The 24,832-nt window shown below is 53.8% G+C and carries 24 protein-coding genes; 16 read left to right on the top strand and 8 right to left on the bottom strand.

Annotated elements, in window-relative coordinates:
- Window positions 1–29 precede the first annotated feature (29 nt).
- From PHE17_RS13330 to PHE17_RS13315, 4 genes are read left to right on the top strand one after another with little or no spacing between them, the layout of a single operon-like run.
- Window positions 30–1,895 (top strand): peptide-binding protein, encoded by a 1,866-nt coding sequence (locus tag PHE17_RS13330; RefSeq protein WP_301016370.1) that lies wholly within the window; start codon window positions 30–32, stop codon window positions 1,893–1,895.
- A gap of 15 nt (window positions 1,896–1,910) precedes the next feature.
- The gene (locus tag PHE17_RS13325; protein WP_301016369.1) at window positions 1,911–2,987 is read left to right on the top strand and encodes an ABC transporter permease; all 1,077 of its coding nucleotides are present in this window, start codon (window positions 1,911–1,913) and stop codon (window positions 2,985–2,987) included.
- Window positions 2,980–4,164: an ABC transporter permease gene (locus tag PHE17_RS13320; RefSeq protein ID WP_301016368.1), complete on the top strand. Its 1,185-nt coding sequence runs from the start codon at window positions 2,980–2,982 to the stop codon at window positions 4,162–4,164. The genes PHE17_RS13325 and PHE17_RS13320 overlap by 8 nt, the downstream gene beginning before the upstream one ends.
- Window positions 4,161–5,915: a dipeptide ABC transporter ATP-binding protein gene (locus PHE17_RS13315; RefSeq protein ID WP_301016367.1), complete on the top strand. Its 1,755-nt coding sequence runs from the start codon at window positions 4,161–4,163 to the stop codon at window positions 5,913–5,915. Before PHE17_RS13320 ends, PHE17_RS13315 begins: the two co-directional genes overlap by 4 nt.
- On the opposite strand, the gene ftsX is transcribed toward PHE17_RS13315, so the two are convergent.
- From ftsX to ftsY, 3 genes are read right to left on the bottom strand one after another with little or no spacing between them, the layout of a single operon-like run.
- Window positions 5,857–6,843, bottom strand: a complete 987-nt coding sequence (gene ftsX, locus PHE17_RS13310; protein WP_301016366.1) for a permease-like cell division protein FtsX — start codon at window positions 6,841–6,843, stop codon at window positions 5,857–5,859. The genes PHE17_RS13315 and ftsX overlap by 59 nt on opposite strands.
- Window positions 6,840–7,487 carry a cell division ATP-binding protein FtsE gene (gene ftsE, locus PHE17_RS13305; protein WP_301016365.1) on the bottom strand — a complete coding sequence of 216 codons (648 nt, stop codon included), beginning with the start codon at window positions 7,485–7,487 and terminating at the stop codon, window positions 6,840–6,842. The genes ftsX and ftsE overlap by 4 nt, the downstream gene beginning before the upstream one ends.
- A 12-nt stretch (window positions 7,488–7,499) precedes the next feature.
- Entirely contained in the window at window positions 7,500–8,447 is a 948-nt protein-coding gene (gene ftsY / locus PHE17_RS13300) for a signal recognition particle-docking protein FtsY (RefSeq protein ID WP_301016364.1), read from the bottom strand.
- A gap of 47 nt (window positions 8,448–8,494) precedes the next feature.
- Between ftsY and PHE17_RS13295 the strand changes: the two genes are divergently transcribed.
- Genes PHE17_RS13295 through PHE17_RS13275 form a run of 5 tightly spaced genes read left to right on the top strand, consistent with a single transcriptional unit; the run spans window position 8,495 to window position 14,240 of the window.
- Window positions 8,495–9,919, top strand: a complete 1,425-nt coding sequence (locus PHE17_RS13295) for a pitrilysin family protein (RefSeq protein WP_301016363.1) — start codon at window positions 8,495–8,497, stop codon at window positions 9,917–9,919.
- Window positions 9,920–9,924: 5 nt separating this feature from the next.
- Window positions 9,925–11,238 (top strand): pitrilysin family protein, encoded by a 1,314-nt coding sequence (locus PHE17_RS13290; RefSeq protein ID WP_301016362.1) that lies wholly within the window; start codon window positions 9,925–9,927, stop codon window positions 11,236–11,238.
- Window positions 11,228–11,782, top strand: a complete 555-nt coding sequence (rsmD, locus tag PHE17_RS13285; RefSeq protein ID WP_301016360.1) for a 16S rRNA (guanine(966)-N(2))-methyltransferase RsmD — start codon at window positions 11,228–11,230, stop codon at window positions 11,780–11,782. The genes PHE17_RS13290 and rsmD overlap by 11 nt, the downstream gene beginning before the upstream one ends.
- 19 nt (window positions 11,783–11,801) lie before the next feature.
- Window positions 11,802–11,996 carry a heavy-metal-associated domain-containing protein gene (locus tag PHE17_RS13280; RefSeq protein ID WP_301016357.1) on the top strand — a complete coding sequence of 65 codons (195 nt, stop codon included), beginning with the start codon at window positions 11,802–11,804 and terminating at the stop codon, window positions 11,994–11,996.
- Window positions 11,997–11,999: 3 nt separating this feature from the next.
- Window positions 12,000–14,240 carry a heavy metal translocating P-type ATPase gene (locus tag PHE17_RS13275; RefSeq protein ID WP_301016356.1) on the top strand — a complete coding sequence of 747 codons (2,241 nt, stop codon included), beginning with the start codon at window positions 12,000–12,002 and terminating at the stop codon, window positions 14,238–14,240.
- Between the two features lie 5 nt (window positions 14,241–14,245).
- Here the strand turns inward: PHE17_RS13275 and PHE17_RS13270 are convergent, their stop codons facing one another.
- Window positions 14,246–14,986, bottom strand: a complete 741-nt coding sequence (locus PHE17_RS13270; protein ID WP_301016355.1) for an NUDIX domain-containing protein — start codon at window positions 14,984–14,986, stop codon at window positions 14,246–14,248.
- A gap of 133 nt (window positions 14,987–15,119) precedes the next feature.
- Here PHE17_RS13270 and PHE17_RS13265 point away from each other — a divergent pair, with 133 nt between their 5' ends.
- The 4 genes from PHE17_RS13265 to PHE17_RS13250 all read left to right on the top strand — a co-directional run bounded on the left by PHE17_RS13265 (window position 15,120) and on the right by PHE17_RS13250 (window position 17,840).
- On the top strand, window positions 15,120–16,139 hold the full coding sequence (locus PHE17_RS13265) for an SPFH domain-containing protein (protein ID WP_301016354.1): 1,020 nt from the start codon (window positions 15,120–15,122) through the stop codon (window positions 16,137–16,139).
- Entirely contained in the window at window positions 16,139–17,065 is a 927-nt protein-coding gene (locus PHE17_RS13260) for a sugar kinase (RefSeq protein ID WP_301016353.1), read from the top strand. The genes PHE17_RS13265 and PHE17_RS13260 overlap by 1 nt, the downstream gene beginning before the upstream one ends.
- A gap of 66 nt (window positions 17,066–17,131) precedes the next feature.
- Complete coding sequence (locus tag PHE17_RS13255; RefSeq protein WP_301016352.1) at window positions 17,132–17,425, top strand: type II toxin-antitoxin system prevent-host-death family antitoxin; 294 nt, start codon at window positions 17,132–17,134, stop codon at window positions 17,423–17,425.
- On the top strand, window positions 17,412–17,840 hold the full coding sequence (locus tag PHE17_RS13250) for a putative toxin-antitoxin system toxin component, PIN family (RefSeq protein WP_301016351.1): 429 nt from the start codon (window positions 17,412–17,414) through the stop codon (window positions 17,838–17,840). The genes PHE17_RS13255 and PHE17_RS13250 overlap by 14 nt, the downstream gene beginning before the upstream one ends.
- Window positions 17,841–18,047: 207 nt before the next feature.
- Here the strand turns inward: PHE17_RS13250 and PHE17_RS13245 are convergent, their stop codons facing one another.
- Window positions 18,048–19,454, bottom strand: a complete 1,407-nt coding sequence (locus tag PHE17_RS13245; RefSeq protein ID WP_301016350.1) for a DUF1566 domain-containing protein — start codon at window positions 19,452–19,454, stop codon at window positions 18,048–18,050.
- A gap of 127 nt (window positions 19,455–19,581) precedes the next feature.
- Between PHE17_RS13245 and PHE17_RS13240 the strand changes: the two genes are divergently transcribed.
- Complete coding sequence (locus tag PHE17_RS13240) at window positions 19,582–21,981, top strand: TIR domain-containing protein (protein ID WP_301016349.1); 2,400 nt, start codon at window positions 19,582–19,584, stop codon at window positions 21,979–21,981.
- On the opposite strand, the gene PHE17_RS13235 is transcribed toward PHE17_RS13240, so the two are convergent.
- The 3 genes from PHE17_RS13235 to PHE17_RS13225 all read right to left on the bottom strand — a co-directional run bounded on the left by PHE17_RS13235 (window position 21,971) and on the right by PHE17_RS13225 (window position 23,238).
- Window positions 21,971–22,504: a DUF4384 domain-containing protein gene (locus PHE17_RS13235; protein WP_301016348.1), complete on the bottom strand. Its 534-nt coding sequence runs from the start codon at window positions 22,502–22,504 to the stop codon at window positions 21,971–21,973. The two genes, PHE17_RS13240 and PHE17_RS13235, sit on opposite strands and share 11 nt — an antisense overlap.
- A gap of 97 nt (window positions 22,505–22,601) precedes the next feature.
- On the bottom strand, window positions 22,602–22,991 hold the full coding sequence (locus tag PHE17_RS13230) for a type II toxin-antitoxin system VapC family toxin (RefSeq protein ID WP_301016347.1): 390 nt from the start codon (window positions 22,989–22,991) through the stop codon (window positions 22,602–22,604).
- Window positions 22,984–23,238 (bottom strand): AbrB/MazE/SpoVT family DNA-binding domain-containing protein, encoded by a 255-nt coding sequence (locus PHE17_RS13225; RefSeq protein WP_301016346.1) that lies wholly within the window; start codon window positions 23,236–23,238, stop codon window positions 22,984–22,986. The genes PHE17_RS13230 and PHE17_RS13225 overlap by 8 nt, the downstream gene beginning before the upstream one ends.
- A 162-nt stretch (window positions 23,239–23,400) precedes the next feature.
- On the opposite strand from PHE17_RS13225, the gene PHE17_RS13220 reads away from it, so the two are divergent.
- Window positions 23,401–24,270, top strand: coding sequence for a cytochrome b/b6 domain-containing protein (locus PHE17_RS13220; protein ID WP_301016345.1), 870 nt, complete (start codon window positions 23,401–23,403; stop codon window positions 24,268–24,270).
- 118 nt (window positions 24,271–24,388) lie between these two features.
- Complete coding sequence (locus PHE17_RS13215; RefSeq protein ID WP_301016344.1) at window positions 24,389–24,763, top strand: DUF423 domain-containing protein; 375 nt, start codon at window positions 24,389–24,391, stop codon at window positions 24,761–24,763.
- Window positions 24,764–24,832 lie beyond the last annotated feature (69 nt).

Raw genomic sequence — 24,832 nt, 5'->3', positions numbered from 1 at the left:
TACCAAATTCATCAGTATACACGAACAATATGCAAAAACGACTGACCGCTAGAGACTGGGTTCTCTATTCCCTCATCACAGTATTGATCCTGCTGCTGTTGCTGGTTATGTACCAGATTGACCGGCAATGGTTGCGCCTGTCCGAGATGCAAACCGCGATGTCGGAGCAGGGTAAGGCCATGCGCGAGTTGAAAGCTGCCGTGACTTCCGGGGCGGTGCGTCCCCAAACGGCGGGGGCAAGTGCTACGGCTACGGCAGGTGATGCGGGGGTTTCTGTTGCATTCCGCCGCGCCCAAGCCATGACCCAACAAGAAGGTTATGCGCAAGGCGACTGGAACGTGGATTCTTTTGGGATGAACCTGAAGACCATTACCCCGTTGGTTTCCTCCGATGCCTACGCTTCCAGCGTGCAAAGCTATGTGCTGGAAAGCCTGATTTCGCGCAACCCCGATACCTTGGAATGGGAAGGTTTGATTGCCAAAAACTGGCAGATTAGCCCCGATGGCTTGACCATCAGTTTCCAGATGCGGGATGACGTGACGTTCTCGGACGGTGCGCCGCTGACGGCTGATGATGTGGTGTTTACCTTCAATTTCATCATGACCGATGCGATCCAAGCGCCGAGGGAACGGGCATATTACGAAAAGCTCAAATCGGTGACAGCCAAAGGCAAATACGAAGTGGTGTTCGTGTTCAAAGAGCCGTATTTCGAGGCGCTGTCTTTGGCGGGAGGGATGTCGATTTTCCCCAAGCATTTTTATGAGCCTTACTTAAAAACGCCGCAAAAATTCAATGAGTCGAAGGGGTTGCTATTGGGCAGCGGGCCTTACCGTCTGTCTGACCCGAAAACTTGGACGCCGGATAAGGGTAACGTGGAACTGGTGCGTAACGAGCGTTACTGGGGCGACGTGCAACCCTCTTATAACCGCATCTTGTGGAAAATTATCCAGAACGACAGCGCCCGCTTGACGACTTACCGCAATGGCGAAATTGATTCCTACGACTCGCGCCCGAATGAATACGCTGACCTGAAAAAAGACCAGCAGATCATGGGCAAGAGCCAGAATTTCGAGTACATGCCACCCGTGGCGGGTTACAGCTACATTGGTTGGAACCAGCAGCGCAACGGCAAGCCGACCCGTTTCGCCGACAAACGTGTGCGCCAAGCGATGAGCTATTTGACGGATGTGCAACGGATTATCAAGGATGTGTTCCTGAATTACGCGGAACCGGCAATCAGCCCTTTCAGCAATACCAGCAAGCAACACGATACCGCTTTGCAGCCTTATGCCGCCAATCTGGAAAAAGCGCAGACGCTGCTGAAAGAAGCCGGTTACGAAGACCGTAATGGCGACGGGGTGATGGAAGACAAGGATGGCAAGCCGTTTGAATTCAAGCTGACTTACCTCGAAAGTAATGAAGATACCAAGCGCATGGTGCTGTTGCTGAAAGACTTGTATGCCAAGGCCGGGGTGAAGATGGAGCCGTTCCCGCAAGAGTGGCCGGTGATGCTGGAAAATCTGGATAAAAAGGATTTCGACGCCATCACAATGGGTTGGACGAGCGGGATTGAAACTGACATTTACCAGATGTTCCACAGTTCGCAGGCTAAAGCCAATGGCGATAACTTCATCAGCTACAAGAACCCGGAATTGGATAAGCTGATCGACAAGGCGCGTGCCACGGTGGATGATGCTACGCGGATGCCGATCTGGCAGCAGGCCGAACGCACGATGGTGGACGACCAGCCGTACACCTTCCTGATGCGCCGCAAGACCTTGGCGTTCATCGACAAGCGCGTCCATAACCTGCAAATGACCAAGTTGGGCCTGAACTTCGGTTCAACGCCTGTGGAAACGTATGTGCCTGCCGCGATGCAAAAATACACGCAATAAGCGGGAGGGACGTTCATGCTGACTTACCTGCTGCGCCGTTTATTGCTGATGATCCCCACCTTGTTGGGGATTACCATCGTGGTGTTTTCCGTCATGGTCATGTCGCCCGGTGGCATCAGTTCCCAAACGCTGGTGGGAGGGCTGAACATGAAGCCGCAGGAAAAGCAGGCGTTGATGGCGTATTACAATAAGCGTTACGGCCTCGACCAACCTGCGCCGCTCCAGTATTTGCGTTGGTTAAATAATGTATCGCCCGTGGGTTTTGAGCAGGACGAGGCAGGTAAGTACACGCAGTTTTCTTTCACCAAAGGCATGGATTTAGGCACGAGCTTTATGTACGGGCGGCCTGTGTCTGACATCCTTGCCGAGCGCATCCCAATCACCTTATTGCTGAACCTTGTGACTTTGCCATTCATTTACGTGATTGCCATTTGGACGGGGATGAAAGCGGGCACGAACCGGGGCGGGCGTTTCGACGTGGCTTCCAATGTGTCGATGCTGGCGTTGTGGTCAGTGCCGACCATGTTGGCGGGGGTCTTGCTGCTGGGCTTTTTCGCCAATGTGCAGCATTTTCAGTGGTTCCCGACTGCCGGTATTTCCAGCCGTGAAGCGCAGGACATGCCGTTTTTGCCGCATACCATCGCGGGCGTGTTTGTGCCGGGTTTCTTGCTCGACCGTTTTTGGCATTTGGTGTTGCCGGTGCTTTGCCTGTCTTACGGTGGGTCGGCGATGTTGGCGAAACTGACCCGCGCTTCGGTGTTGGAAAACCTTAATGCTGATTACGCCCGCACTGCCCGCGCCAAGGGTTTGGCAGAAACTGATGTGTTGTGGCGGCATGTGTTCCGCAATGGCTTATTACCGCTGATTACCACCTCCGCCGGGTTGCTGCCCAGTTTGTTGGCAGGCTCGGTGATCGTCGAGAACATTTTCAGTATCAATGGCATGGGACAATTGATGGTGGAAGCGGTGAAGGGCCGTGACCGCGAACTGGTGCTGTCGGTGACGTGGATCAGCGGCTTCCTGACTTTGGTGGGCTATTTGATCGCGGATTTTTGTTACACGCTGGCTGATCCGAGGGTGACGTATGACTGAAGCTGTTATCAGCCACGAAACCTTTTCCCGCCGCATCTGGCGCAAGACATGGCAGGGCGTGGGGGTAAAACTCGGCTTTGCGTGGGTTGCCTTGCTGGTATTGATGGGGGTGTTCGCGCCGTTTCTGGCGAATTCCATGCCGCTGCTAATGAGCAAAGGTGGCGAAATTTCCGCACCTGTTTTGCACTACCTGAACATAGAAGATGTGGTGGTGCTGGCAATGTTTGCGCTGGCAGTCGTGTTGGCCTTAGTTTCCTTGAGTGCGGGTAAGCGGGTGTTGCTGTTTGTGCTGGGAACGCTCATTGCGGCGCTGCTGGCAAACCTGTGGGTGAAAGCGCCAGCGGTGATGATTTACGATGAATTCCGCACCCCGGCTTACGCGGATGTGGATTGGCGCATTATGCCGCCAGTCCCGTATGCGCCGCAGGATTACCTGCGTGATTATCAGGAACACGGTTTGGAACAGCCTTTGGCGGCAACGGATGGGCGTTTCCACCTGATGGGTACAGAGGAAAATGGCGCAGATGTGTTCAGCCGCATGATCCATGCATCGCGGATTGCCTTGAGCATTGGCCTGATTGCCACCGGGATTGCGCTGGTCATTGGGGTGATTTTGGGCGGGCTGATGGGCTATTTGTCCGGCGTGGTGGATATGTTGGGGATGCGGCTGGTGGAAATTTTCGAGTCGATCCCGACCTTGTTCCTGCTGCTGACGTTCGTGGCGTTTTTCGGGCGCAGTCTGTACATGATGATGGTGATTATCGGTGTGACCAGTTGGTCGGGCTATGCACGCTACATCCGTGCGGAATTCCTTAAGTTGCGCAGGCAAGAATACGTGCAGGCGGCGATTGCCAGCGGTTTGCCGCTATCGTCGATCCTGTTCCGCCACATGTTGCCGAATGGGGTTGCGCCGCTGTTGGTGGGGGTCAGTTTCGGGGTGGCGTCAGCAATTTTGGCAGAAGCCACACTCAGTTTCCTTGGGCTAGGTCTGGTTGGTGAGCCGTCGTGGGGGCAAATGTTGGATCAGGCGGTGAAATCGTCGATGTTCAACTGGTGGATGGCGGCGTTTCCCGGTGGGGCGATTTTCTTTACGGTGTTTGCCTACAACCTCATCGGGGAGGCGTTCCGCGATGCGATTGACCCGCAACTGTCACGCAATGCGGGGGTGAAAGCATGAGCCAAACCTTACTGGAAGTCAGGAACCTGCATACCTACCTGAACAGCGGCGGGCGGGTGGTAAAAGCCGTCGATGACGTGAGTTTCAGCATTCCCAAAGGCGAAACCTTTTGCTTGGTCGGCGAATCGGGCAGTGGCAAGTCGATCACGGCGCTGTCGGTGATCCGCTTATTGCCGCAGGGCATAGCCACGCATCCGGCTGGCGAAATTTTGTTTCGTGGGCAGGATTTATTGCAGGTGAAGGAAGACGCCTTGCGCAGTATTCGCGGTGCGCAAATTGCGATGATTTTCCAAGAACCCATGACTTCGCTGAACCCGGTGTTTACGGTCGGGGAACAGATCATGGAGGCGCTGCAACTGCACCATCCCGACATGGGTGATGCGGAAGCCGAAGAACGGGTGATGCTGGCGCTGGAACAAGTGCAAATCCCCAAAGCGCGGGAACGTTTCCGCGATTACCCACACCAGCTTTCCGGCGGGCAACGCCAGCGGGTGATGATTGCAATGGCACTGGCGTGCGAGCCGGAATTGCTGATTGCCGACGAACCGACCACCGCGCTGGATGTGACGGTGCAGGCGGAAATCCTGCGCTTGTTACGCAAACTGCAAGATGATACTGGCATGAGCACGCTGTTCATTACCCACGATTTCGGGGTGGTGGCGCAAATGGCGCAACAGGTCGGGGTGATGCAGCAGGGCAAGCTGGTGGAAGTGGGCAGTACCGCACAGGTGTTGCGCAGTCCGCAGCATCCGTATACGCAGCAGTTGTTGGCGGCAGTGCCGGAGAATCTGAAGAGAAACCCCTCACCCCAACCCCTCTCCCTCAAGGGGAGAGGGGCTAAGAATGGTGCAGAAGCTATCTTGCTCCCCTCTCCCCTTGAGGGAGAGGGGCAGGGGGTGAGGGGGGCTTTACTCCAAATCCGTGACCTCAATGTTTGGTTTCCGATCAAGAAAGGGGTATTCCGCCACACGGTTGATTATGTGCGGGCAGTCGATGGCGTGTCGTTGGATATTCCGCAAGGTCAGATTATGGCATTGGTGGGGGAATCCGGCTGCGGCAAAACTACCTTGGGGCGGGCAGTATTGCAGTTGGAAAAGCCAACGTCTGGCAGCATCCAGTTGCACGGGCAGGAACTGACGGGGCTGTCGGCGGGGGAATTACGCCCGTTGCGCCCGAAAATGCAGATTGCTTTCCAAGACCCGCAATCTTCCTTGAACCCGCGTTTGTTGGTTGAAACCACCTTGACTGAGCCGATGAAAGTGCATGGCATCGGCGTTGACCGTGAAGACCGCATTGAACGTGCCGCGCAGATTCTGGAAAGCGTGCAGCTCAAACGCGAGTTTTTGTGGCGTTACCCGCATGAATTTTCCGGTGGGCAACGCCAGCGCATCGGTTTGGCGCGGGCATTGGTGTTGAACCCTGAATTTATCGTTTGCGATGAAATTACCAGTGCTTTGGATGTGTCGGTGCAGGCTGAAATCCTGCAACTGCTGCTGCAAATCCGCGCTGACCGTAACCTGACGTTGCTGTTCATTACCCACAATATTGGGGTAGTGGAATACCTGAGCGACCAGACGGTGGTGATGTACAAGGGCAAAATCGTGGAACGTGGGGCAACCGCGCAAGTGTGCGGCGACCCGCAAGATGCTTACACGCAAAAACTGCTGTCAGCCGTGCCACGGCTGCGAATGGCTACGCAGCCTGTTCGTCCTGCCACAGATAGCGTCCTACCGCTAGCCACGCGCCAATAATCCCTAGCAGGCTGCTGGCGGCTAAGATTTCCAGCGTCATCAGCACATCTACACCGCTGAGGGTGAATGTGCTGCCGTAAAGGTCAGCGAGTTCGCCTACAGGCTTGACCAGAAACAGCAAGGCCAAGTGGACAATTACTAGGCTGAGGATGCCGCCAAACAACCCAAACCAGATGCCACCGTAGATAAACGGGCGGCGGATGTAGGAATTGGTTGCCCCGATCAGGCGCGTGACGCGGATTTCATCCTTACGGTTTTCAATGTCGAGGCGGATGGTGTTGCCAACAACTAGCAATACCGTGAGGCCCAGCAAGACCCCCACTACCACCACGATGCGTTCGGCAATGCTGAGGATGGCGCGGAGGCGCTGTATCCATTCCACATCAATCTGCACGTCATCGACTTCGGGGTATTTCTTGAGTTTGGCGGAAAAACCCTCCGCATCTAGATTCATGTCACCCAGCAAGTTCAGGCGCGGGGTGATGACCAAGACATTCGGTAAGGGATTATCCGTCAGGGTTTCCAGTGTTTTGGCAAAGCCCGTGATCTTGCTGAATTTGGCTAAGGCTTCATCCTTGGTGACAACATTCACGTTCTCCACTTCCGGCAAGCCAGAGACCAGCTCTGCCAAATCTTTGGCATGTTGTTCCGCGACATTTTGTTTCAGGAACAAGCTGATGGTGGGAACTTCGCGCTTATCGGCAGTCAGCGTTTGCAAGTTTTTCAGCAACAAATGCAGGCTGGTGGGCAAGGAAAGCGCAATCGCAATCGCTGCCAGTGTGATCCACGTGGATAGCGGGTTAAACCATAACCGTTCCATGCTGAATTTGACGGCATTGGTTTGCTGGTTAAACCATGCGCCCAGTGGGTTTGCGCCGGATGAGCGGTTACGTTTGGGGGAAACTTTAGTGGGGGTAGGAGTGCTCATGATTCCACCTTCTGTAACACGATAGTGCGTTTTTTCATCCGGTCTACCAGCGCGTGGTCGTGGCTGGCAATCATGACAGTCGCTCCCAACTCGTTGAATTGGGCGAAGGTGAACATGATGTCCTGTGAAAGCTCGGGGTCAAGGTTGCCGGTGGGTTCGTCCGCCAGAATGATGGTGGGTTTGTTGACCATCGCACGGGCAATACCGACGCGCTGTTTTTCCCCAGCCGAGAGCATCAGTGGAAAGGTCTTTTCTTTGTCGACCATACCCACTTTATCCAAGGCGGCGTGGACGCGGCGGCGGATGTCCGCTTGCCCCATCCCGGAAATCAGCAAGGGCAGGGCGATGTTATCGAACACGCTACGGTCATACAGCAAGTGCGGGTCTTGGAAAATGAAACCGATGCGGCGGCGGTAATTGGGGATTTGGCTCTTGCCCAATTTGCTCAAGGAGCGTCCGCCGATCAGCACTTCACCTTTGCTGGGGCGTTCCAACATCGCTACCAGCTTGAGCAAGGTGCTTTTGCCCGCGCCGGAATGCCCGGTGATGAACACCATTTCGCCTGCTTCCAGCGTCAAGTTGACGTTGTAGAGCGCAAGTTGCCCGGTGGGGTATTTCTTGCTGACCTGCTTGAATTCAATCATGGTGCTTTGATCTTAATCACCTCCGGCAAGCAAGGCGCTGGTGAACTCGTAAGCATCAAATTCTTGTAAGTCGTCGATGCTTTCACCTACGCCGATGAAGCGTACCGGAATTTTCAGTTGTTCGGCGATGGCAAACAGGATGCCGCCTTTGGCAGTGCCGTCCAGTTTGGTGACGGTAATGCCGGTCAGCCCTAATGCCTCGTTAAATTGTCTGGCTTGTACCAGCGCGTTTTGCCCGATGCTGGCGTCCACAATCAGCATAATTTCATGTGGGGCTTTGAGATCAAACTTTTGTATCACACGTTTGACCTTTTTTAGCTCATCCATCAGATTGGTTTGGGTATGTAAACGACCGGCGGTATCCGCCAGCAGGATGTCAATCTTACGCGCTTTCGCAGCTTGTACGGCATCGAAGATTACCGAAGCGGAGTCTGCGCCGCTACCTTGGGCGATAACCGGGATATTATTGCGTTCGCCCCAGATCGTAAGCTGTTCCACCGCTGCGGCACGGAACGTATCGCCCGCTGCGAGCATCACCGATTTGCCGTCTTGCTGGAATTTTTTCGCCAACTTGCCAATGGTGGTGGTTTTGCCCGCGCCGTTGATACCCACCATGAGGATCACAAACGGTTGGTGCGAGGTATCAATTTCCAGTGGCTGCGCGGCAGGACGCAGGATGCGGTGCATCTTGTTGTAGAGTGCTTGCATCAGCGCATCCATGTCCGCTAATTCGTTGCGGCTGACGCGCTGGGAAAGGTCACTCATGATGGCGCGTGTGGCATCTACCCCGACATCGGCGGTTAACAGGCGGGTTTCGAGTTCCTCCAAAACCTCATCATCAACCTTTTTCTTGCCGAGCACCAAGGCACTCATGCCTTCGGTGAGGGTATTCCCCGTTTTTGACAAGCCTTGTTTTAAGCGGGCAAACAGCCCTTCTTTTTTATTTCCGAATCCAAACATCGTACAATGAACCGCCCAGGCTTATTTAGTTGCTATACAGGTGAAAGATGCGAAGAATACTAACATTTAGCGGCAAAATCCGTAACACTAGAACAATTTTAGCGGTTTCCTGCCTGTTTGCAGGTTTTTTTATCTCGCCTGTCCACGCAATTGAGCGGGTCAAGGTCACGGTTCCCGTCCACGAATACAAGCTGGACAACGGTTTGAAGGTCTTGGTGAAGCAAGACAAACGTGCGCCGATTGCCGTGGTGCAATTGTGGTACAAGGTCGGTTCCAGCTATGAACACAATGGCCTAACCGGGCTTTCCCACGTGGTCGAACACATGATGTTTAAGGGTACGCAAAAACACCCGACCGGCGAATTTAACCGTATTATCGCGGAAAACGGTGCGGAAGATAACGCTTTTACATCGCAAGATTACACGGCGTATTACCAGATCATTGCGGCTGACCGGCTGGAAGTGGCGTTTGAATTGGAATCCGACCGGGTGCGCGGGCTGACCTTGCCACCTGCCGAATTCAAGAAAGAAGTGGAAGTGGTCAAGGAAGAACGCCGTTGGCGCACCGAAGACAAACCTACCGCGCTGACTTACGAACAGTTTGCTGCCACCGCATTCCTCAACAGCCCCTACCACAACCCCACCATTGGTTGGATGACCGACTTGGATGCCATGAAGGTGGAAGATTTGCGGGCATGGTATGAGCGCTGGTACGCGCCCAATAATGCCACGCTGGTGGTGGTGGGCGATGTTGATCCCGATAAGGTGCACGAGCTGGCGAAGAAATACTACGGCCCGCTCAAACCGACTGCCGATATTCTCCCGCCTAAGCCGCAGACCGAAGTGGAGCAAAAAGGGATACGTTCTATCCGTGTCAAAGCGCCTGCCGAACTGCCTTACGTGATGATGGGTTACAAAGTGCCGGGTATGCTCGACGCTAAAGACAAGTGGGAGCCGTATGCGTTGGAAATGCTCGCCAGCATCCTTGACGGCGGCAACAGTTCACGCTTTTCCAAGGAGTTGATCCGGGGCAAGGAAATTGCCTCGCAAGCCAGTGCCGGGTATGACGGCTACGGGCGCTTGCCCGACTTGTTCACCTTGAGTGGGATGCCCGCCAAGGATGTGAAACTCGAAACCGTCAAAGCGGCGTTACTGGAACAGGTCGAAAAGCTCAAAGCTGCCCCGATCAGTGCCGACGAATTGGAACGGGCGCGGGCGCAAGTTATTTCCGGCGAAATTTATCAGCGTGATTCCCAACAGGAGCAGGCCACGATTATCGGTTCCTTGGAATCGGTCGGGCTGGGTTACAAGCTGGCGGATGAGTACGTGGATAACATTTTGGCAGTGACCCCGGAGCAGGTGCAGGCAGTGGCGAAAAAATACTTGATCGAAGACCACCTGACCGTTGCCGAGCTTGACCCGCTGCCAATTGACCCAAACAAGCCGAAGAATGAGCCGAGATTTGTGAGATAAGAACCATGCTAAAAAAACTTTTGCAGGCGCAACTGGCGCTGTTGTTGCTGGTATTCGCGCCTTTCGCCCATGCTGGCCCCAAAATCGAAAATTGGACGACCACTAACGGCTTGCGCGTCTATTATGTCCATGCTCCTGAGCTGCCGATGCTGGATATGCGTTTGGCATTTGATGCAGGCAGCGCCCGTGATGGTGCGAAACCCGGTCTTGCGATGCTCACCAACAACATGTTGGACAAGGGTGCGGCGGGTCTGAGCGAAGACCAACTTGCCGAACAGTTTGAATCCATCGGCGCGGGTTTTGGGTCGGGTACGTCAATGGACATGGCTTCCGTCAGTTTGCGCACCCTGACGCTGGAAAAGGAGCAAAAGGCGGCGCTGGATACGTGGTTGAAAGTGCTTTCCAAACCCGATTTCCCGCAGAAAGATTTCGAGCGTGTGCAAAAGCTCACGTTGGTCGGTTTGCAAGCCGAGAAGCAAGACCCCGCGAGTTTGGGCAGTAAGGCATTCTACAAAGCCTTGTACGGCGACCATCCTTACGGGCAGTCGGAAAACGGCACGGAAGAAAGCATCCCTGCGCTGAAAATTGCCGACCTGAAAGCCTTCTACCAGCAGTATTACGTGGCGAAAAATGGCCTGCTGGCGATTGTTGGCGCGGTTGACCGCAAGCAGGCGGAAGCGTTGGGGGAACAAGTGGCAGGCGTGCTGCCAACGGGTGAGGCAGCAGCGCCCATCCCCGAAGTCAAACCGTTGACGGAAGCGAAGCTGGTGAAAATCCCTTACCCCGCAACACAGGCGCATATCTTGGTGGGGCAGATTGGTGACAAGCGCGGCGATGCCGACTATTTCACCCTTTATATGGGCAATCAGGTGTTGGGCGGCAGTGGTTTCACCTCGCGCTTGATGAAAGAAGTGCGCGATGCACGCGGCTTGAGTTACAGCGTGGGCAGCTATTTTGCCCCATTCGCACAACTTGGGGTGTTTGAAGTCAACCTGCAAACCAAGTTGGCGCAGACGGATGAGGCGTTGAAAGTGGTGCGCGAGGTGCTGGCTAAGTTCCAAAAAGCAGGCCCGACGGGCGAAGAGTTGGAGGCTGCGAAGAAAGACATTACCGGCGGCTTCCCGCTGCGTACTGCCAACAACAGCCAGATTGTGGAATACGTCGGGATTATTGGTTTCTACAAACTGCCGCTGGATTACTTGGATACCTTCACAGGCAAGATCAATGCACTGAGCCGCGAGCAAATTGCGGATGCTTTTACCCGCCGGGTACAGCCGGACAAAATGGTGACAGTGATTGTGGGTGGGGATGAAAAATAACCTGCTGCGCATCATCGGTGGCGAATGGCGTAGCCGCAAACTGAAATTCGCCGATGTCCCCGGTTTGCGCCCTACGCCCGACCGGGTACGCGAAACGCTGTTCAACTGGCTACAAATGCAAGTGCCGGGAGCGCGTTGCCTCGACCTGTTTTCGGGCAGCGGTGCATTGGGTTTGGAAGCCCTGTCACGCGGGGCGCGGGAAGTGGTAATGGTGGAAAAGCATCCGGCTGCTGCCAAAGCCTTGCGCGATAACATTGCTTTGCTGGGGGCGCAGAATGCGCTGCTGGTAAATGATGACGCTTTCCGCTATTTGCAACGCGAAACGCAAGCCTTCGACCTGATTTTCCTTGATCCGCCGTTCCGTAAGGGCATGTTGGAACCTGTGTTGGAAACGCTGCTTGCCAAGCAATTGCTCAAGCCAGAAGGCATGGTATATTTGGAGCAGGAAGCAGGGGCGGCAACGGATTTTGCCCGTTTCGGCCTCGCAATCCACCGTGAAACCCAAGCAGGGCAGGTGCAAAGCCTGTTGCTGATCCCTATTTAAACTTACACAGGAACACACCATGAAATTCAACGTTGAAAACATACGCTGCGGTGGCTGCGTCAAAACGGTCACTGCCAAACTGGAAGCTCTTGAGGGCAGCAGTAACATCCATGTTGATTTGGAAACCGCCAGTGCCGAAGTGGACGGCGTGGATGCACAAACCGTGATCGACACCCTGACTGCCGCAGGCTACCCCACCACACTGGCGGAATAAGCCATGACCACCCCCATCCGCCTTTCTATCGCTGGCATGATGTGCGCGGGCTGCGTCAGTGCCGTGGAAACTGCTTTGCAAAGCGTCCCCGGTGTGACGGAGGCGAACGTCAATTTGGCAGAACGCACCGCGCTGGTTCAAGGCAACCCTGACCCGGCAGTGCTGCTGCAAGCGGTGAAAAAAGCCGGATTTGATGCTGCCATTATGCAAGGCAAAGCGGCGGAGGCGGAAAAGGAAGCGCACGAACAGGTGCAATACCAACGTCTGTGGCGGCGGGTGTGGGTGGCGGGGATTCCGGGCGCATTCCTGATGGTCGGTGACATGCTGTTGGGCATCCTGCCGGGGATGGAAGGTGCGGGGCGTTGGTTCTGGCTGGCTACTGGCTTGGTGACATTGGCAGTGATGGCTTATTCCGGCGGGCATTTCTACAAAGGCGCATGGCAGCAGCTCAAGCACCGCAGCAGCAATATGGATACGCTGATCGCGCTGGGCACGGGTGCAGCGTGGCTGTATTCCATGCTGGTGGTGCTGTTTCCCAGTATGGTGCATTCCATCGCCCATCACAGCCATGACCTGCACCATACCTATTTCGAGGCAGCACTGGTGATTATCGCGCTGGTCAGTTTCGGTAATGCGCTGGAAATGCGGGCGCGGGGGCGCACTTCCGCTGCCATCAAGCAACTAATGAACTTGCAACCACCGATTGCCCACGCCATCCGTAACGGGCAGGAACTGGATTTGCCCTTGGAAGAAATCGGTTTGCAGGAAACCTTACGGGTGCGTGCCGGGGAAACCGTGCCGCTGGATGGCAAGCTGCTGGAAGGCCAATCGCACGTGGATGAATCCATGCTTACCGGAGAGTCTGTGCCAGTCGCCAAAAAGTCGGGCGACAGCGTAACGGGCGGCACAATGAATGGCTCTGGTTCATTCCTGATGAGCGTCAGTCACATTGGTGCTGATACCGTGCTGGCGAATATTGTTAACCTGATTCGTCAAGCGCAAAGTGCTAAGCCTGCGATTGCGCGGCTTGCCGATAAGGTGGCATCTATCTTTGTGCCAGTGGTGGTTTCTATCGCCATCCTGACTTTCTGCCTGTGGTATTGGCTGGGGCCGCAACCGTCGCTGAGTTACGCGGTGGTGACTTCCATGACCGTGCTGGTGATTGCTTGCCCTTGTGCTTTGGGGCTGGCGACACCGATTGCTGTTATCGCCGGGGTAGGCAAGGCGGCGCAATCCGGCATCCTGATCCGTAACGGTGAAGCGCTGCAACAGGCCGCCAAGCTCGATACCATTGTGTTGGATAAAACCGGCACGATTACCCTCGGCAAACCAACCCTGAATGCCATCCACCCCGCACCGATGCATTCCGCAGAAAGTGTGCTGCAACTGGCTGCCAGCCTTGAAAAAGGTTCGGAACACCCGTTGGCTGCTGCCATCCGTGCTGCTGCTAAAGATAAAAGTTTGCCCGACCTGAAAGCCACTGCCTTTGAAAACATCGCAGGGCATGGCGTGCAAGCAGTCATCAATGGCACGACCTATTTGCTCGGCAATACCCGTCTGATGCAGCAACAACACCGCGTCTTGGACGCTTGGCAGGACGGCTTGCAAGCACTGGATGCGCAAGGCCAAACCCCAGTCTTCCTTGCCGATGGTGAGCAAATCATTGCGCTGTTCGGCATTGCCGACGCCATTAAACCGGATGCGGCTGAAAGTATCCGCGCTTTGCAACAGCAAGGGCTGGAAGTGGTGATGCTGACCGGCGACCGCCGCGAAGTGGCACAACACATTGCCGCCCAAATTGGCATTACGCAGGTACATGCGGAAGTGTTGCCCGCTGACAAGCTCAATGTCATCCGTGATTTGCAGCGGCAAGGGCGTAAGGTGGCGATGGTCGGTGACGGCATCAATGATGCGCCCGCGCTGGCACTGGCGGACGTTGGTTTTGCCATTGGTGCGGGTACGGATGTGGCGATTGCCGCCGCCGATGTCACCCTGATCGGTGCGTCGCTGGGGGGAATTGCCCGCGCCATTGCCATTTCCAAAGCTACCACGCGCAATATCTGGCAGAACCTGTTCGGCGCATTCGTCTACAACTCGCTGGGGATTCCGATTGCGGCAGGGGTGCTGTACCCGTTCACCGGGTTGCTGCTGAACCCGATGATTGCGGGGGCGGCAATGGCAATGTCGTCGGTGACGGTAGTGACGAATGCGAATCGGTTGGCGCGGATGAAGTTACCGTCGTGATCTCTTTATGCTTCCGCATCACCTGCGCCGCTCAGGTTACGCAGGAACGTATACGCCCCAGATTCCGCTTTCATGCGGTAAAGCGTGGCGGGGCGACCGCTGCTTTCCGCCCGCTTTTCCCCGGTATCTTCCAGCAATTCGGCCTGCTCGATGCGACGGCGGAAGGATTTTTTCTGTAAGGGCATTTCCAGCAAGACTTCGTGCAGTTGCTGCAATTCCGGCAGGGTGAATTTTTCCGGCAGGGCGTAAGCAGGCACGATGGAATACAGTGCCTTTTGCCGCAGCCGTTCCCGTGCTTGCTGGATGATCGTACCGTGGTCGAAAGCTAACGGCAGGCTTGCCAATTCCGGCAGCGTTACCCAACGCACATCCGCAACCGTGGCGATATGCGCGGCGCATTCCTGATGGGCAATCAGCGCGGTGTAACACACAGTCACCGACCAACTGCGTTTGTCGCGCCAAGCATTGCCGAAAGTCTGTAACTGTTCGAGGTAGGGCGGCACGACTCCAGTCTTTTCGCGCAGCTTGCGCAGGGCAGTGTCTTCCAGCGTCGCGTCATTTTTCAGGTCAACGAAACCGCCGGGCAAGCCCCACATCTGTTGGTCAGGGGGGCGGGAACGTTGCACCAGCAATACTTTCAATTGTTCTTCGTGGTAAGTGAACAGCACCGGGTCAACCGTGACGATGGGTGCGTCGTAAGCTTGCTTGTCGTAGTGTTCCAGATAATCCTGTTCGTCGTTGGTCATCGTGCATCCCCGTCGGTGAGTTTCTGGCATTCTAACTTATTTTTGTCCTAAAGACACTTTTATGCTTGACGATTTAGTGGCGTTTAGACATTATTATGAATAAGTGACTTAAAGACATAAAAAGGAGAACGCCATGTTTGGCATCAATTACTACAAAGCAGACGCTTCCACCTACGTCATTAAGACCGTCAACGGCAAAGCCCGCAAGCAGGGTAAAGGCTTGAGCTTTTTCTACAACGGCATGAATACCTCCATCGCCGCCGTGCCAGTGAACGTGCAGGAAGCACCTTTCATTTTCAACCTGCAAACCGCTGATTTCCAGAGCATTACCGTGCAAGGGCAGTTGAGCTTTCAGGTGGCTGACCCGGTGAAAACGGCGGAGATGCTCAATTTCACCCTGAAAAAAGACAACAGCGGTTGGGTGTCGGAAGACCCGCTTAAGCTGGGCGACCGCGTGATCCGTGCCGTGGGTGCGGTGATCCAGAACCGGGTGGAAAATACTGCACTGCGTGATGCGCTGCGCCTCAGTGAAGCACTGGCAGACAACCTGAGCGAACGTTTCCGCGCTGACAGTGCGTTCGCCGCCCTTGGCATTGCCTTGCTCGACATCACTATCAGCGCCATCAAGCCGACCCCGGAAACCGCAAGGGCGTTGGAGGCGGAAGCCCGCGAAGCCATCCTTCAGGAGGCGGATGACGCCATGTACGTGCGCCGCAAATCCGCCGTCGAACAGGAGCGCACCATCCGCGAAGCCGAGTTGCAGACCGAGCTTTCCGTGCAGCAAAAAGAGCAGGAAATCGCCGAATCGCGCATTGCCAACGAACGCACTTTGCTCCGCGCCACCACCGAAACCGAGCGCGAGCGTTTGCAAGCCAGCATCGCCGCCGAAACCCAGCGCACCTCCTTGGTGGAATTGGAAGTGGCAAACAGCCGCCAACAATCGGATGCCGAAGCCTACGCCATCGCTGCCCGTATGAATGCTTTCAAGCAATTGCCGGTCGAGAACCTCAAAGCAATGGCATTGGCAAACATGCAGCCGGAACAACTGATGGCGATGGCGTTTGAATCGCTGGCGCAAAACGCAGGCAAAATCGGCGAGTTGAACATCACCCCTGACCTGTTCGGGCAGGCATTGAGAAAGGCAGCACGCTGATGAAAACAGGCAACACCCAATACCGTTTCGTGCTGGTCACGCGCAAAACCCGTTTGCAGGAGTTGGTGGAACGTTTCAACACGTGGCCTCAAGCGCGTTTTTATCTGGAGCACAATCACGCCGACGTGCAGGATTACCTGAGCGAACATGATGTGTACCAACAGCGTTTGCAGGAAGCGGAGCGGGTGTTGCGACCACTGGGGCGTTTCCAGCAATTGGAACGCCGCCTGCTGCCGAATTACCAGTTCAGCGCCAGCGACATTGTGGTGGTGATCGGGCAGGATGGCTTGGTCGCCAACACCTTGAAATATTTGCAAGGCCAGCCAGTGATTGCCATCAATCCCGACCCGCAACGCTGGGATGGCAAGCTGCTGCCCTTCGTCGTCAACGACTTACGCGATGTGGTGACTTGCACAATGGCGGGCAAGGCCGACAGCAAAAGCATCACCTTTGCCGAAGCCCGCACCAATGACGGGCAGGTGATGCGGGCGGTCAACGATTTGTTCATCGGCCCGTCAAGCCACACTTCGGCGCGTTACACCTTGAATTGGCAGGGTAAGCGCGAAATGCAGTCCTCCTCCGGCATCATTGTCTCCACCGGGTTCGGCTCCACGGGCTGGTTCCAATCAGTGCTGGCGGGCGCGATGGGCGTTACACAAGCGCAGCATCACGCGCTGGGCGGCGGTTTCGGTTGGGATGAAAAACGCCTGCAATTCAGCGTGCGCGAACCCTTTCCTAGCCGCACCACGGGGGTAGAGCTGGTATTCGGCGCGATTACCCAACAATCCCCGCTGCGGCTGGAATCGCAAATGCCGGAAAATGGTGTGATATTCTCGGATGGGATTGAGGCGGATTATCTGGGGTTTAATTCGGGGGCGGTGGTGTCGATTGGCGTGGCGGAGACGCAGGGGCAGTTGGTTTGTTAAAGTTGCTATAAAAGAGCTATTGTAGCTACAATCACTACTATCAAGGCAACTCAGTGAGGAATAGCCATGCAATCCATCGGCGCACGTCAGGCCAGCAACCAGTTTGGTTCGGTGCTTGATAAGGTCTGGCAGGGTGAACCGTTCAAAATCACCCGCAATAAACGCGACACTGCCGTTATCCTTTCCATGCGGGATTTTGAAATGCTCGGCGGCGAAGTATTTTTGCTGCGCAGGCGGGCAGAAGCCATGCAGCAGGAACGCCAGCAGTTGTTGGCCTCACTGGATGCGCTGCGTAGCGAAGCGGAACAAAGCGGTCTGACGGAATCAGTGTTGGAAGACATCCTGAATGACAAGCCTTGAACGCTGTGTCTGCGACACCAATGTCTTGATCAGCAGCCTGATTTCCCGCTCCAGCCCACCTGCGAAAATTGTTGACCATATCACCCTGAACGGCTTTTTCCTGTTTTCGTCAACCACCTTTGCCGAACTGGAAGAGGTCATCTGGCGGGAAAAGTTTGACCGCTATTTTTCAGCCGAAAAACGTCAGAATTTCCTCAACAACATGCGCAGGGTGGGATTGTTCTATGAAATTGGGGAAACCGTGGAACTGTGCCGTGACAAAAAAGACAACCCATTTCTGGATGTGGCGTTAGCGGGCAAAGCAGACTGCCTGATAACAGGCGATGCTGACTTGCTGGTGCTGAAACAGATTGGCGATATACAAATCATGACCGCAGCACAAGCGATAACGGTATCAGTAATTGGAATAAATTGATTGGGATACGCCTTCAATTTCTTTACGGGTTGGCAACTGCTCCAAACAAAAGCTGCTGGATGTTTTCAGCAAACATTGGGCGGCGATCAAACAGGAACTGGATGCTGGAGCATTTCTGGTCGAATTGGTTTGACCATAGCCCCTCATTTGAACAACCTAATTTTGGTATATTTTCAGCTTATTCCGCTGATCAATGTTGAAATAAAACTAGGATCCATTACGCACTAAGCGTACCTCGAAATCGAAATGTTTAGAACCCCAGCCACTATAGCCACTATTGAAGCCTACATACGAAGCTCCTTTTTCCGTCATGTCGGTAGTGTAGGATGACGACCAGTATGTAGCACCTACTGATACATTTGGAAAAGCTTGTAAGCTAATAGTCGGTGATTGATAGGGACTTATCTCACCACAGAATTTATGATCTGCTAGTGGAGTCTGCGTACCATTGCTGCAATACACCAAACTTTTCAATTCATCCTTAGTTGGCAGCCGCCATTCACCCTTGCCGAATTTTGCCATTGCATCATCCCATGCATAGCGTGTAGGCGTACCACTACAATTGTTTCCGCTTTGTCCCTCAGCACATTTTTTCCATATTAGTTTGGTTTGGGTATCGGTGATTGTGCCGTCGCCGTGGTCAATGTAACGACCTGCAATAAGGTTAGTTGCTGCCGTTTGTTCTGGTACAGATTCTGGACGTGTGACTGGCTGTGGGGGTGCAGCCACAGGCTCAGGTTTTGGTACAGAAGTCGGTACAGTTGGCAAATTGCCACTACTTGCCAGCATGAAGATGCCGTAGTTTTCGCCCATGCTGAAGGGCTTTTGGGTTCGTGCCAGATTGGTAAATGTCCAGTTGGCAACCTGTTGCTGGACATAGCTTTTCAGGTTATCGAAGCTGATTGCCCCTTGAGTGTCGGCGGCTTCGCCATTCAGGGCTTTTTGCAGGAAGTAGCTGAATACGCCGTGTTTGAGGCTGTCATGTTCCCAACTGATTTCCCCAAACTTGGTGGCGTACAACACCTGTATGCCTTCGCTTTGCTGCTGGATGAAGCTGGGTTGCCCGATACTCTTGCTGCCTTCCAGCCCCGGATTGTCGCGGCAGGCATCAATGAACAGCACCGCACGGCGGGCTTTGGTGGCGCGGACTGCCTGCTCCAGTTCCTGCATGGACAAAGCCGACTCTGACAAGTTGTCGCCAACCGTGCCGTAAGAAGCCAGATAGTTGTTGCCGCCTTGGGCGAAACCATGCCCGGAGAAAGCGAAGACCAGCGTACCCTGTTGCGGGTTCAGCGTTTCGCCCGCCCGCTTGATCGCATTGAGGATGTAGGATTTGGTGGCTTTCTGATTGGTCAGTGTTCTGGCTGCGTAACCATGCTTTTGCAACACCGCTGTCAGCGCATCCGCATCGGCAGCCGCATATTTCAACGGACGCAAACCACTTTCCTGATCATAGGTATTTACGCCGACAATCACCGCGACTTTGTTGCCCTGTGCAAACTGCTGGGCTTCACCAACCCGCACGTTCTTTTCATCAGCCGTCGTCTCGTCAGCGGATAGGCTACCCGTCAACAACACCAGAATGATTCCGAAAACCAGCCGTAGCCCCGTCATGCTGATAACTCCTGTTTTGCATCGCCGATAAAATCTACCGCATATTGTACTGATAAACCGACAAATTACAGCATAAATTGGTTTATTATTGCCGTGATTGATTTTACTTTAGCAATGTAACCTGACCATGCAACAAGACAACCGTAACAAGCAGCAGTACCCCGATACCAAACCACGGGATACGCTTGACTTGCGTGATTTCTGGAAGACACTGGTCAGGTCACAGCACTTGATAGTGCTGATTGCTGGTACAGCCGTGCTGCTGGCATTGCTTTACACACTGTTCAGCACCAATGTTTACCGAGCCACCACAACAATACAGATTGAGAGGGAGGGAACCACAGTCGAACTTGGTGAATCTGACTTCAATAATAGTGGCGACATCCGCGATGCCCGTAATTTCTACCCGTCACAATTTGAATTGATTCGCAGCCGTGCCCTAGTAGCCAAGGTTATTCAAAAACTGAAGCTGCATGAGAACATGCAATCCAGTTCCCTGCCGGGGGAAATCAGACAATGGTTTGGCACGGACGATCCCCGTGCCAAACAAACCGCTCTTGAAGAACGGCTGATTGAGAATCTGAGTGTCGAGCCAATCAGAAACTCACGGATGGTGCACATCCATTACGAATCTTCCAACCCGGAACAAGCCACCCAGATTGTCAATACGGTTGCCGAAACCTTCTATGCGATGAACATGGAACGCCATTCCTCCGCCACTACTGATGTGCAAACTTACCTGTCCGGGAGTGCACAAGAAGTTAAACGCAAACTAGAAGACGCGGAAAAAAACCTGACGCAATACGCCCAAGAACATGGTTTCTTCCAACTTGATGGTAAGGTTGTCACCTCATATTCCCTAGCCTTGCAAAAACTCTCCAAAGAACTTGTGCAAATTCAGCAGAAACGTTTTGATAAAGAAAGCAAGCGCGATGTATTGTCTGATAAGACCCGCCCGGCTTCTGAGCGCATTGGTGTCCTCAAGGATAATTCTGCTCACCTGCAAACGCTGGCTCAGCACCTTGACCAGTTAAAGACCAAAAAATCATCTACCGCAGAATTGAGCCAGCAAGTCCGCAGCCTAGAAAACGAGATGGAAGCAGAAATTGCCAGCAAACTCACCAGCATCAACAATGAACTGGAAGCCATCAAGAAAGAAGAATCCCCGATACACGAGAACATCGCTAAGGCCAAAGTTGTCGCCATGCAGGAACAGGACAAACTCATCGCTTACAATACCCTCCAGCGTGAAGTTGAAACCAATCAAGAACTCTACCAAAGCCTGCTGCAACGCTTGAAGGCAATCAGTGGTGCAGCCAATAACATTATCATCATCGACAAGGCTCAGGTTCCTCTCAGGAAACCAAAGCCCGGCCTGTTAACCAATTTAGCCTTTGGTTCTCTACTGGGTTTGCTGCTGGGTATATCAGTAGCCGTCCTGCGTGCTTTCATGAACGACCGGGTGGAAGACGTTGCAGAACTGGAGCTAACATCACCAAGATGCACAGCCGCCATGCACGACATCTTCATCAGTTACAGCCGTCAGGATAAAACGTGGGTAGATACTCTCGCCACCGTACTCACCGCACAAGGCTATGCCGTTTGGTGGGATGCCGAACTCCTGCCCGGTCAAAACTTCGAGAACGCCATCAAGCAAGTGTTGGATAATGCCCGCTGTGTTGTCACCGTCTGGTCAACTGCTTCCGTTGGTTCTCTGTGGGTCAGGGAAGAAAGCAGCTATGCCCTACAACGCCATGTCCTCATCCCGATACTGTATCAGCCTGCCGTTGTGCCTATGCCGTTCGGACGTATACATACCGCTGACCTGCAAGGCTGGCAGGGTGAAGTTAATGACCTACGATTCCAGCAGTTGCTGAAAGCGATTGCGCAGTATTGCCCGAAACCTGTTGAAACTGAACACGATGCAACGGAAGAATCGCCAGCAAGGCTGGCTCCTACACCTACAGCGGATGTTATTGCTCCCTTCCCTGATAAGGAAAGGGTTGGAGATGGGATTCTTCGCACAACGTTGAGACGAGTTACACCCCATTGGAAATGGTTAAGTGCCGCCACCCTGACAATCTTCGCACTTGCCGGAGGCTACAACGACCTCAAACAAGTCTGGCAGGAATTTACCAGCCCAACCCTGCTGCTTGACTACGAACCCAAAGAGAATATTCACGCAGGCGACACTATCTACCTGACTTTCAGCGGCTCCCACAAGGGTTACGCTACTCTCTGGAATCAAGATGCCAGCGGTGCTGTCACCAAAATACTCCCGGAAAAAGGTTCTGCCTCCCTGCATTTCACTCCGCAATACAACGGAGAAACTATTGGGTTACAAGCCAAATCCGGCAACGGCACTGATAAATTTATCCTGCTGTGGACACCCGAAGGCAAACCTGACCATCTCGGGTATAGCCAGTTCGACAATGAAGCTGCTTTCACTGCTGCGTTGAAAAAACTGGAAGCGGACGGGGTAAAAAAGCAGGAAGTGACCGTTGCCGTGTATCAGTCTAATCGGTAATCACAAACCGGATATTGCAGCTTACGGTATCGTCATTGGGTACAGATTCCGCCGTTTTCACCACCACACCTTTGCCATTCGCGCCCTGATTGACAGCGCCTTTGTTGCTTGAAGCGACTATCTGTAAAACATTGGAACCGGCTGGCCCTTCTATATTCATAGTCTTGCCTGTTGGTGGAAATACCAGCGTTGTACCAGCGTCAACCCGTTCGTCAGTAAATAACACTACCCCTGCTTTCTGCCCGGCAATGGAACCCTGATCAATCACCGAAATATAGGTATCCTGATCTGGCTTGACGGAAAGGATTAGGCTTTCGCCTATCCGGTAAGAGCTGCGGTCAACCGAAGCTTTCAATGCCAAGCCAGAACTACTGGATTGCTGCGTTTCGGCTGCTTCGCAACCACGACTGACCAGCGTGAATGTTTTTGGATTTGCCTCATCATCTGGCCTGACTTCGGATGGGTTTTGACAGGCACTTACAGCAAGCAACACCAACAAAGCCCAATAGTTTCGTGGATTCATCCAATGCCCCATAGCTTCAAAGAATTGATAGTGGGGCATTATTATCCAGATACTCTGTTGCATCAAATGGAGTGAGTTTTGTCACGGTGTCGGCTCCTTACCGAATAACCCGCACATCCCCGCTACCGGGCACAAGCGTCCAGTTGTGGTCTGCCGTCAAGACAGGCAATTGCAATACATAGCTGAGCGCCAAACACGCCCTGTCACCGAGTGACAAACCGAAAGGTTTGCTGACTGCCCGCAATTCACCCGTCACCACGGCCTGCTGCACGTCAAAGGTGATAATGTCCAAATCCAAGTCATCCAAGGCCATTTGAATCGCTGCCAATGGCATCTGGTAATCGGTCAGTTTACTGACAACTTCCGCATAATTGACGCTGGAAACGATACCTTCCCCCGCTTCAAGGATAGGAGCGACGGCTTCCGCGCCCGTTTCATCCAGTAAATAAGCCAAAATGGCGGAAGCATCGAGCACTATTTTACTCATGGGTAGCTGCCTCTTTCCGTTCTTGGATGAGTTCATCGACAACGGAATGCTTGGCCTTGATATGCTGTTGCACGAGATGGCGAGCGCGTTGCAGGCGTTGTTTACGGGTGGCGATGTTTAACTCGTGGCTGTCTTCGCGCCACGTCAGCAGGATTTCATCCCCGATCCCAATGCCCATTTTTTGGCGGATGTCAGCAGGAATGACAATTCTTCCACCATGTGAGACTTGTATGGCTATGGATGACATAAATATCTCCTTTGTGTCATTATGGTTATATTGTGTCATTCAATGTCCGAGTATACAACACCTGCCGCTGCTATCCCCTAAATAAGCGGTTTGCCTGATACCTTTTTTCGCTTTAAATACCTATACTTCCTGTGAGAATTATTCACTACAGGATCACGCTCTATGGAAACCAAACAAGTCACCGTCTGGGACCCGCTGGTACGCATTCTTCACTGGTCGCTGGTATTGGCGTTTGCCGCTGCCTACCTGACGGGCGAAGAGTGGGATAACTGGGAAGAAGTCCACGAAATCGGTGGTTACGCCGCACTCGGTTTGATCTCTTTCCGTATCATTTGGGGCTTTGTTGGCTCGAAATATGCGCGTTTCAGCGATTTTATCTATTCCCCGAAAGCGGTTATTGAATACCTGAAATCGCTGCTGACGACCCATCCGAAGCATTATCTGGGTCATAACCCGGCAGGCGGTTGGATGATCCTGCTGCTGATGGTGGGCGTACTGGCGACAGGTTTCACGGGTCTTGAACTGCTGGCAGAGAAAGAAGGCGAAGGTATACTGGCGAATATGCAGGCTCCGGCGCTGATCAGTGTTGCACGTGCCGAAAGCGAGCGTGAAGAAGCGCGGGAACGTGCTGAGCGTGGCGAGCGCGCTGGGCGCGAAGCAATGGGCGTGCCTGTAGTGCAAGGTGGGCAGACGCCGCAAGACCTGCCAATGCCGCCGCAGATGGCAGCGCCAACCGCTCCGCAAATGGCTCCAGCCGCAGCACCGCCGCAGCAAATGCCACAACAAATGGCTGCTCCCGCAGTTGCTCCACAAGCGCTGCAACCCGTGGTGGCTGAAGCAGATGAAGATGAGGAACACGAAGGTGCAGAAAGCGAGGGCGAAATGTATTGGGAAGAAATGCATGAACTTGCTGCGAACCTGACCTTGTTCCTTGTCATTCTTCACATCTTGGGCGTGATCGTCAGCAGCCGCTTGCACAATGAAAATCTGGCACGCGCGATGGTGACTGGCAAGAAAAACATGGAATCTTGATAGACGGTAGGAGGAGGGCAACGCTGCCTTCCTTTTCCTGCGAAAAAGGGTAGCGGTCGTGCTACCCTTTTTTATGCCATAGCCGTGGCAATAACGGATGCAATGAAAGGTAATCGGTATGCAAAAAAGCGTTTTTTTATCCATCGGTGCGGTGCTGGGAATGCTGGCGGTGATGTTGGGGGCATTCGGTGCGCATGGGCTGGAACGGCTGGTGGATGCACCGATGTTGCAGCGTTTCCACACTGGGGTTGAATACCAGTTCTACCATGCACTAGCGTTGCTGTTGGTGGGGCTGTTGCAAATGCAGTTTTCGCACCGTTTCCTGAATTACGCCGGGTTTGCGTTCATCATCGGTGTGCTGCTGTTTTCCGGGAGTTTGTACCTGTACGTGCTGACCGGCATCAGCAAAATTGCCATTATCACCCCGTTTGGCGGGACAGCTTTCATTGCCGGTTGGTTGCTGTTGGCCTTGGGCGTGCAGCGCAGCGAATGAAATTAAAATCTGTCTGCTTGCTATACTCCAAGCGTTAGCCATTATGGATTTTGCATCAAGGACAGTGTT

This window comes from Thiothrix sp. (assembly GCF_028714775.1).
GTDB lineage: Bacteria > Pseudomonadota > Gammaproteobacteria > Thiotrichales > Thiotrichaceae > Thiothrix.
Note: the sequence above shows the minus strand (reverse complement) of the source record. Positions and strands in the feature narration are given on the sequence as shown.

Excerpts from the sequence above, each read along its gene's own strand:
- PHE17_RS13330 (WP_301016370.1), top strand. The coding sequence starts at position 30 with ATGCAAAAACGACTGACCGCTAGAGACTGGGTTCTCTATTCCCTCATC.
- PHE17_RS13325 (WP_301016369.1), top strand. The coding sequence starts at position 1,911 with ATGCTGACTTACCTGCTGCGCCGTTTATTGCTGATGATCCCCACCTTG.
- PHE17_RS13320 (WP_301016368.1), top strand. The coding sequence starts at position 2,980 with ATGACTGAAGCTGTTATCAGCCACGAAACCTTTTCCCGCCGCATCTGG.
- PHE17_RS13315 (WP_301016367.1), top strand. The coding sequence starts at position 4,161 with ATGAGCCAAACCTTACTGGAAGTCAGGAACCTGCATACCTACCTGAAC.
- ftsX (WP_301016366.1), bottom strand. The coding sequence starts at position 6,843 with ATGAGCACTCCTACCCCCACTAAAGTTTCCCCCAAACGTAACCGCTCA.
- ftsE (WP_301016365.1), bottom strand. The coding sequence starts at position 7,487 with ATGATTGAATTCAAGCAGGTCAGCAAGAAATACCCCACCGGGCAACTT.
- ftsY (WP_301016364.1), bottom strand. The coding sequence starts at position 8,447 with ATGTTTGGATTCGGAAATAAAAAAGAAGGGCTGTTTGCCCGCTTAAAA.
- PHE17_RS13295 (WP_301016363.1), top strand. The coding sequence starts at position 8,495 with ATGCGAAGAATACTAACATTTAGCGGCAAAATCCGTAACACTAGAACA.
- PHE17_RS13290 (WP_301016362.1), top strand. The coding sequence starts at position 9,925 with ATGCTAAAAAAACTTTTGCAGGCGCAACTGGCGCTGTTGTTGCTGGTA.
- rsmD (WP_301016360.1), top strand. The coding sequence starts at position 11,228 with ATGAAAAATAACCTGCTGCGCATCATCGGTGGCGAATGGCGTAGCCGC.
- PHE17_RS13280 (WP_301016357.1), top strand. The coding sequence starts at position 11,802 with ATGAAATTCAACGTTGAAAACATACGCTGCGGTGGCTGCGTCAAAACG.
- PHE17_RS13275 (WP_301016356.1), top strand. The coding sequence starts at position 12,000 with ATGACCACCCCCATCCGCCTTTCTATCGCTGGCATGATGTGCGCGGGC.
- PHE17_RS13270 (WP_301016355.1), bottom strand. The coding sequence starts at position 14,986 with ATGACCAACGACGAACAGGATTATCTGGAACACTACGACAAGCAAGCT.
- PHE17_RS13265 (WP_301016354.1), top strand. The coding sequence starts at position 15,120 with ATGTTTGGCATCAATTACTACAAAGCAGACGCTTCCACCTACGTCATT.
- PHE17_RS13260 (WP_301016353.1), top strand. The coding sequence starts at position 16,139 with ATGAAAACAGGCAACACCCAATACCGTTTCGTGCTGGTCACGCGCAAA.
- PHE17_RS13255 (WP_301016352.1), top strand. The coding sequence starts at position 17,132 with ATGCAATCCATCGGCGCACGTCAGGCCAGCAACCAGTTTGGTTCGGTG.
- PHE17_RS13250 (WP_301016351.1), top strand. The coding sequence starts at position 17,412 with ATGACAAGCCTTGAACGCTGTGTCTGCGACACCAATGTCTTGATCAGC.
- PHE17_RS13245 (WP_301016350.1), bottom strand. The coding sequence starts at position 19,454 with ATGACGGGGCTACGGCTGGTTTTCGGAATCATTCTGGTGTTGTTGACG.
- PHE17_RS13240 (WP_301016349.1), top strand. The coding sequence starts at position 19,582 with ATGCAACAAGACAACCGTAACAAGCAGCAGTACCCCGATACCAAACCA.
- PHE17_RS13235 (WP_301016348.1), bottom strand. The coding sequence starts at position 22,504 with ATGAATCCACGAAACTATTGGGCTTTGTTGGTGTTGCTTGCTGTAAGT.
- PHE17_RS13230 (WP_301016347.1), bottom strand. The coding sequence starts at position 22,991 with ATGAGTAAAATAGTGCTCGATGCTTCCGCCATTTTGGCTTATTTACTG.
- PHE17_RS13225 (WP_301016346.1), bottom strand. The coding sequence starts at position 23,238 with ATGTCATCCATAGCCATACAAGTCTCACATGGTGGAAGAATTGTCATT.
- PHE17_RS13220 (WP_301016345.1), top strand. The coding sequence starts at position 23,401 with ATGGAAACCAAACAAGTCACCGTCTGGGACCCGCTGGTACGCATTCTT.
- PHE17_RS13215 (WP_301016344.1), top strand. The coding sequence starts at position 24,389 with ATGCAAAAAAGCGTTTTTTTATCCATCGGTGCGGTGCTGGGAATGCTG.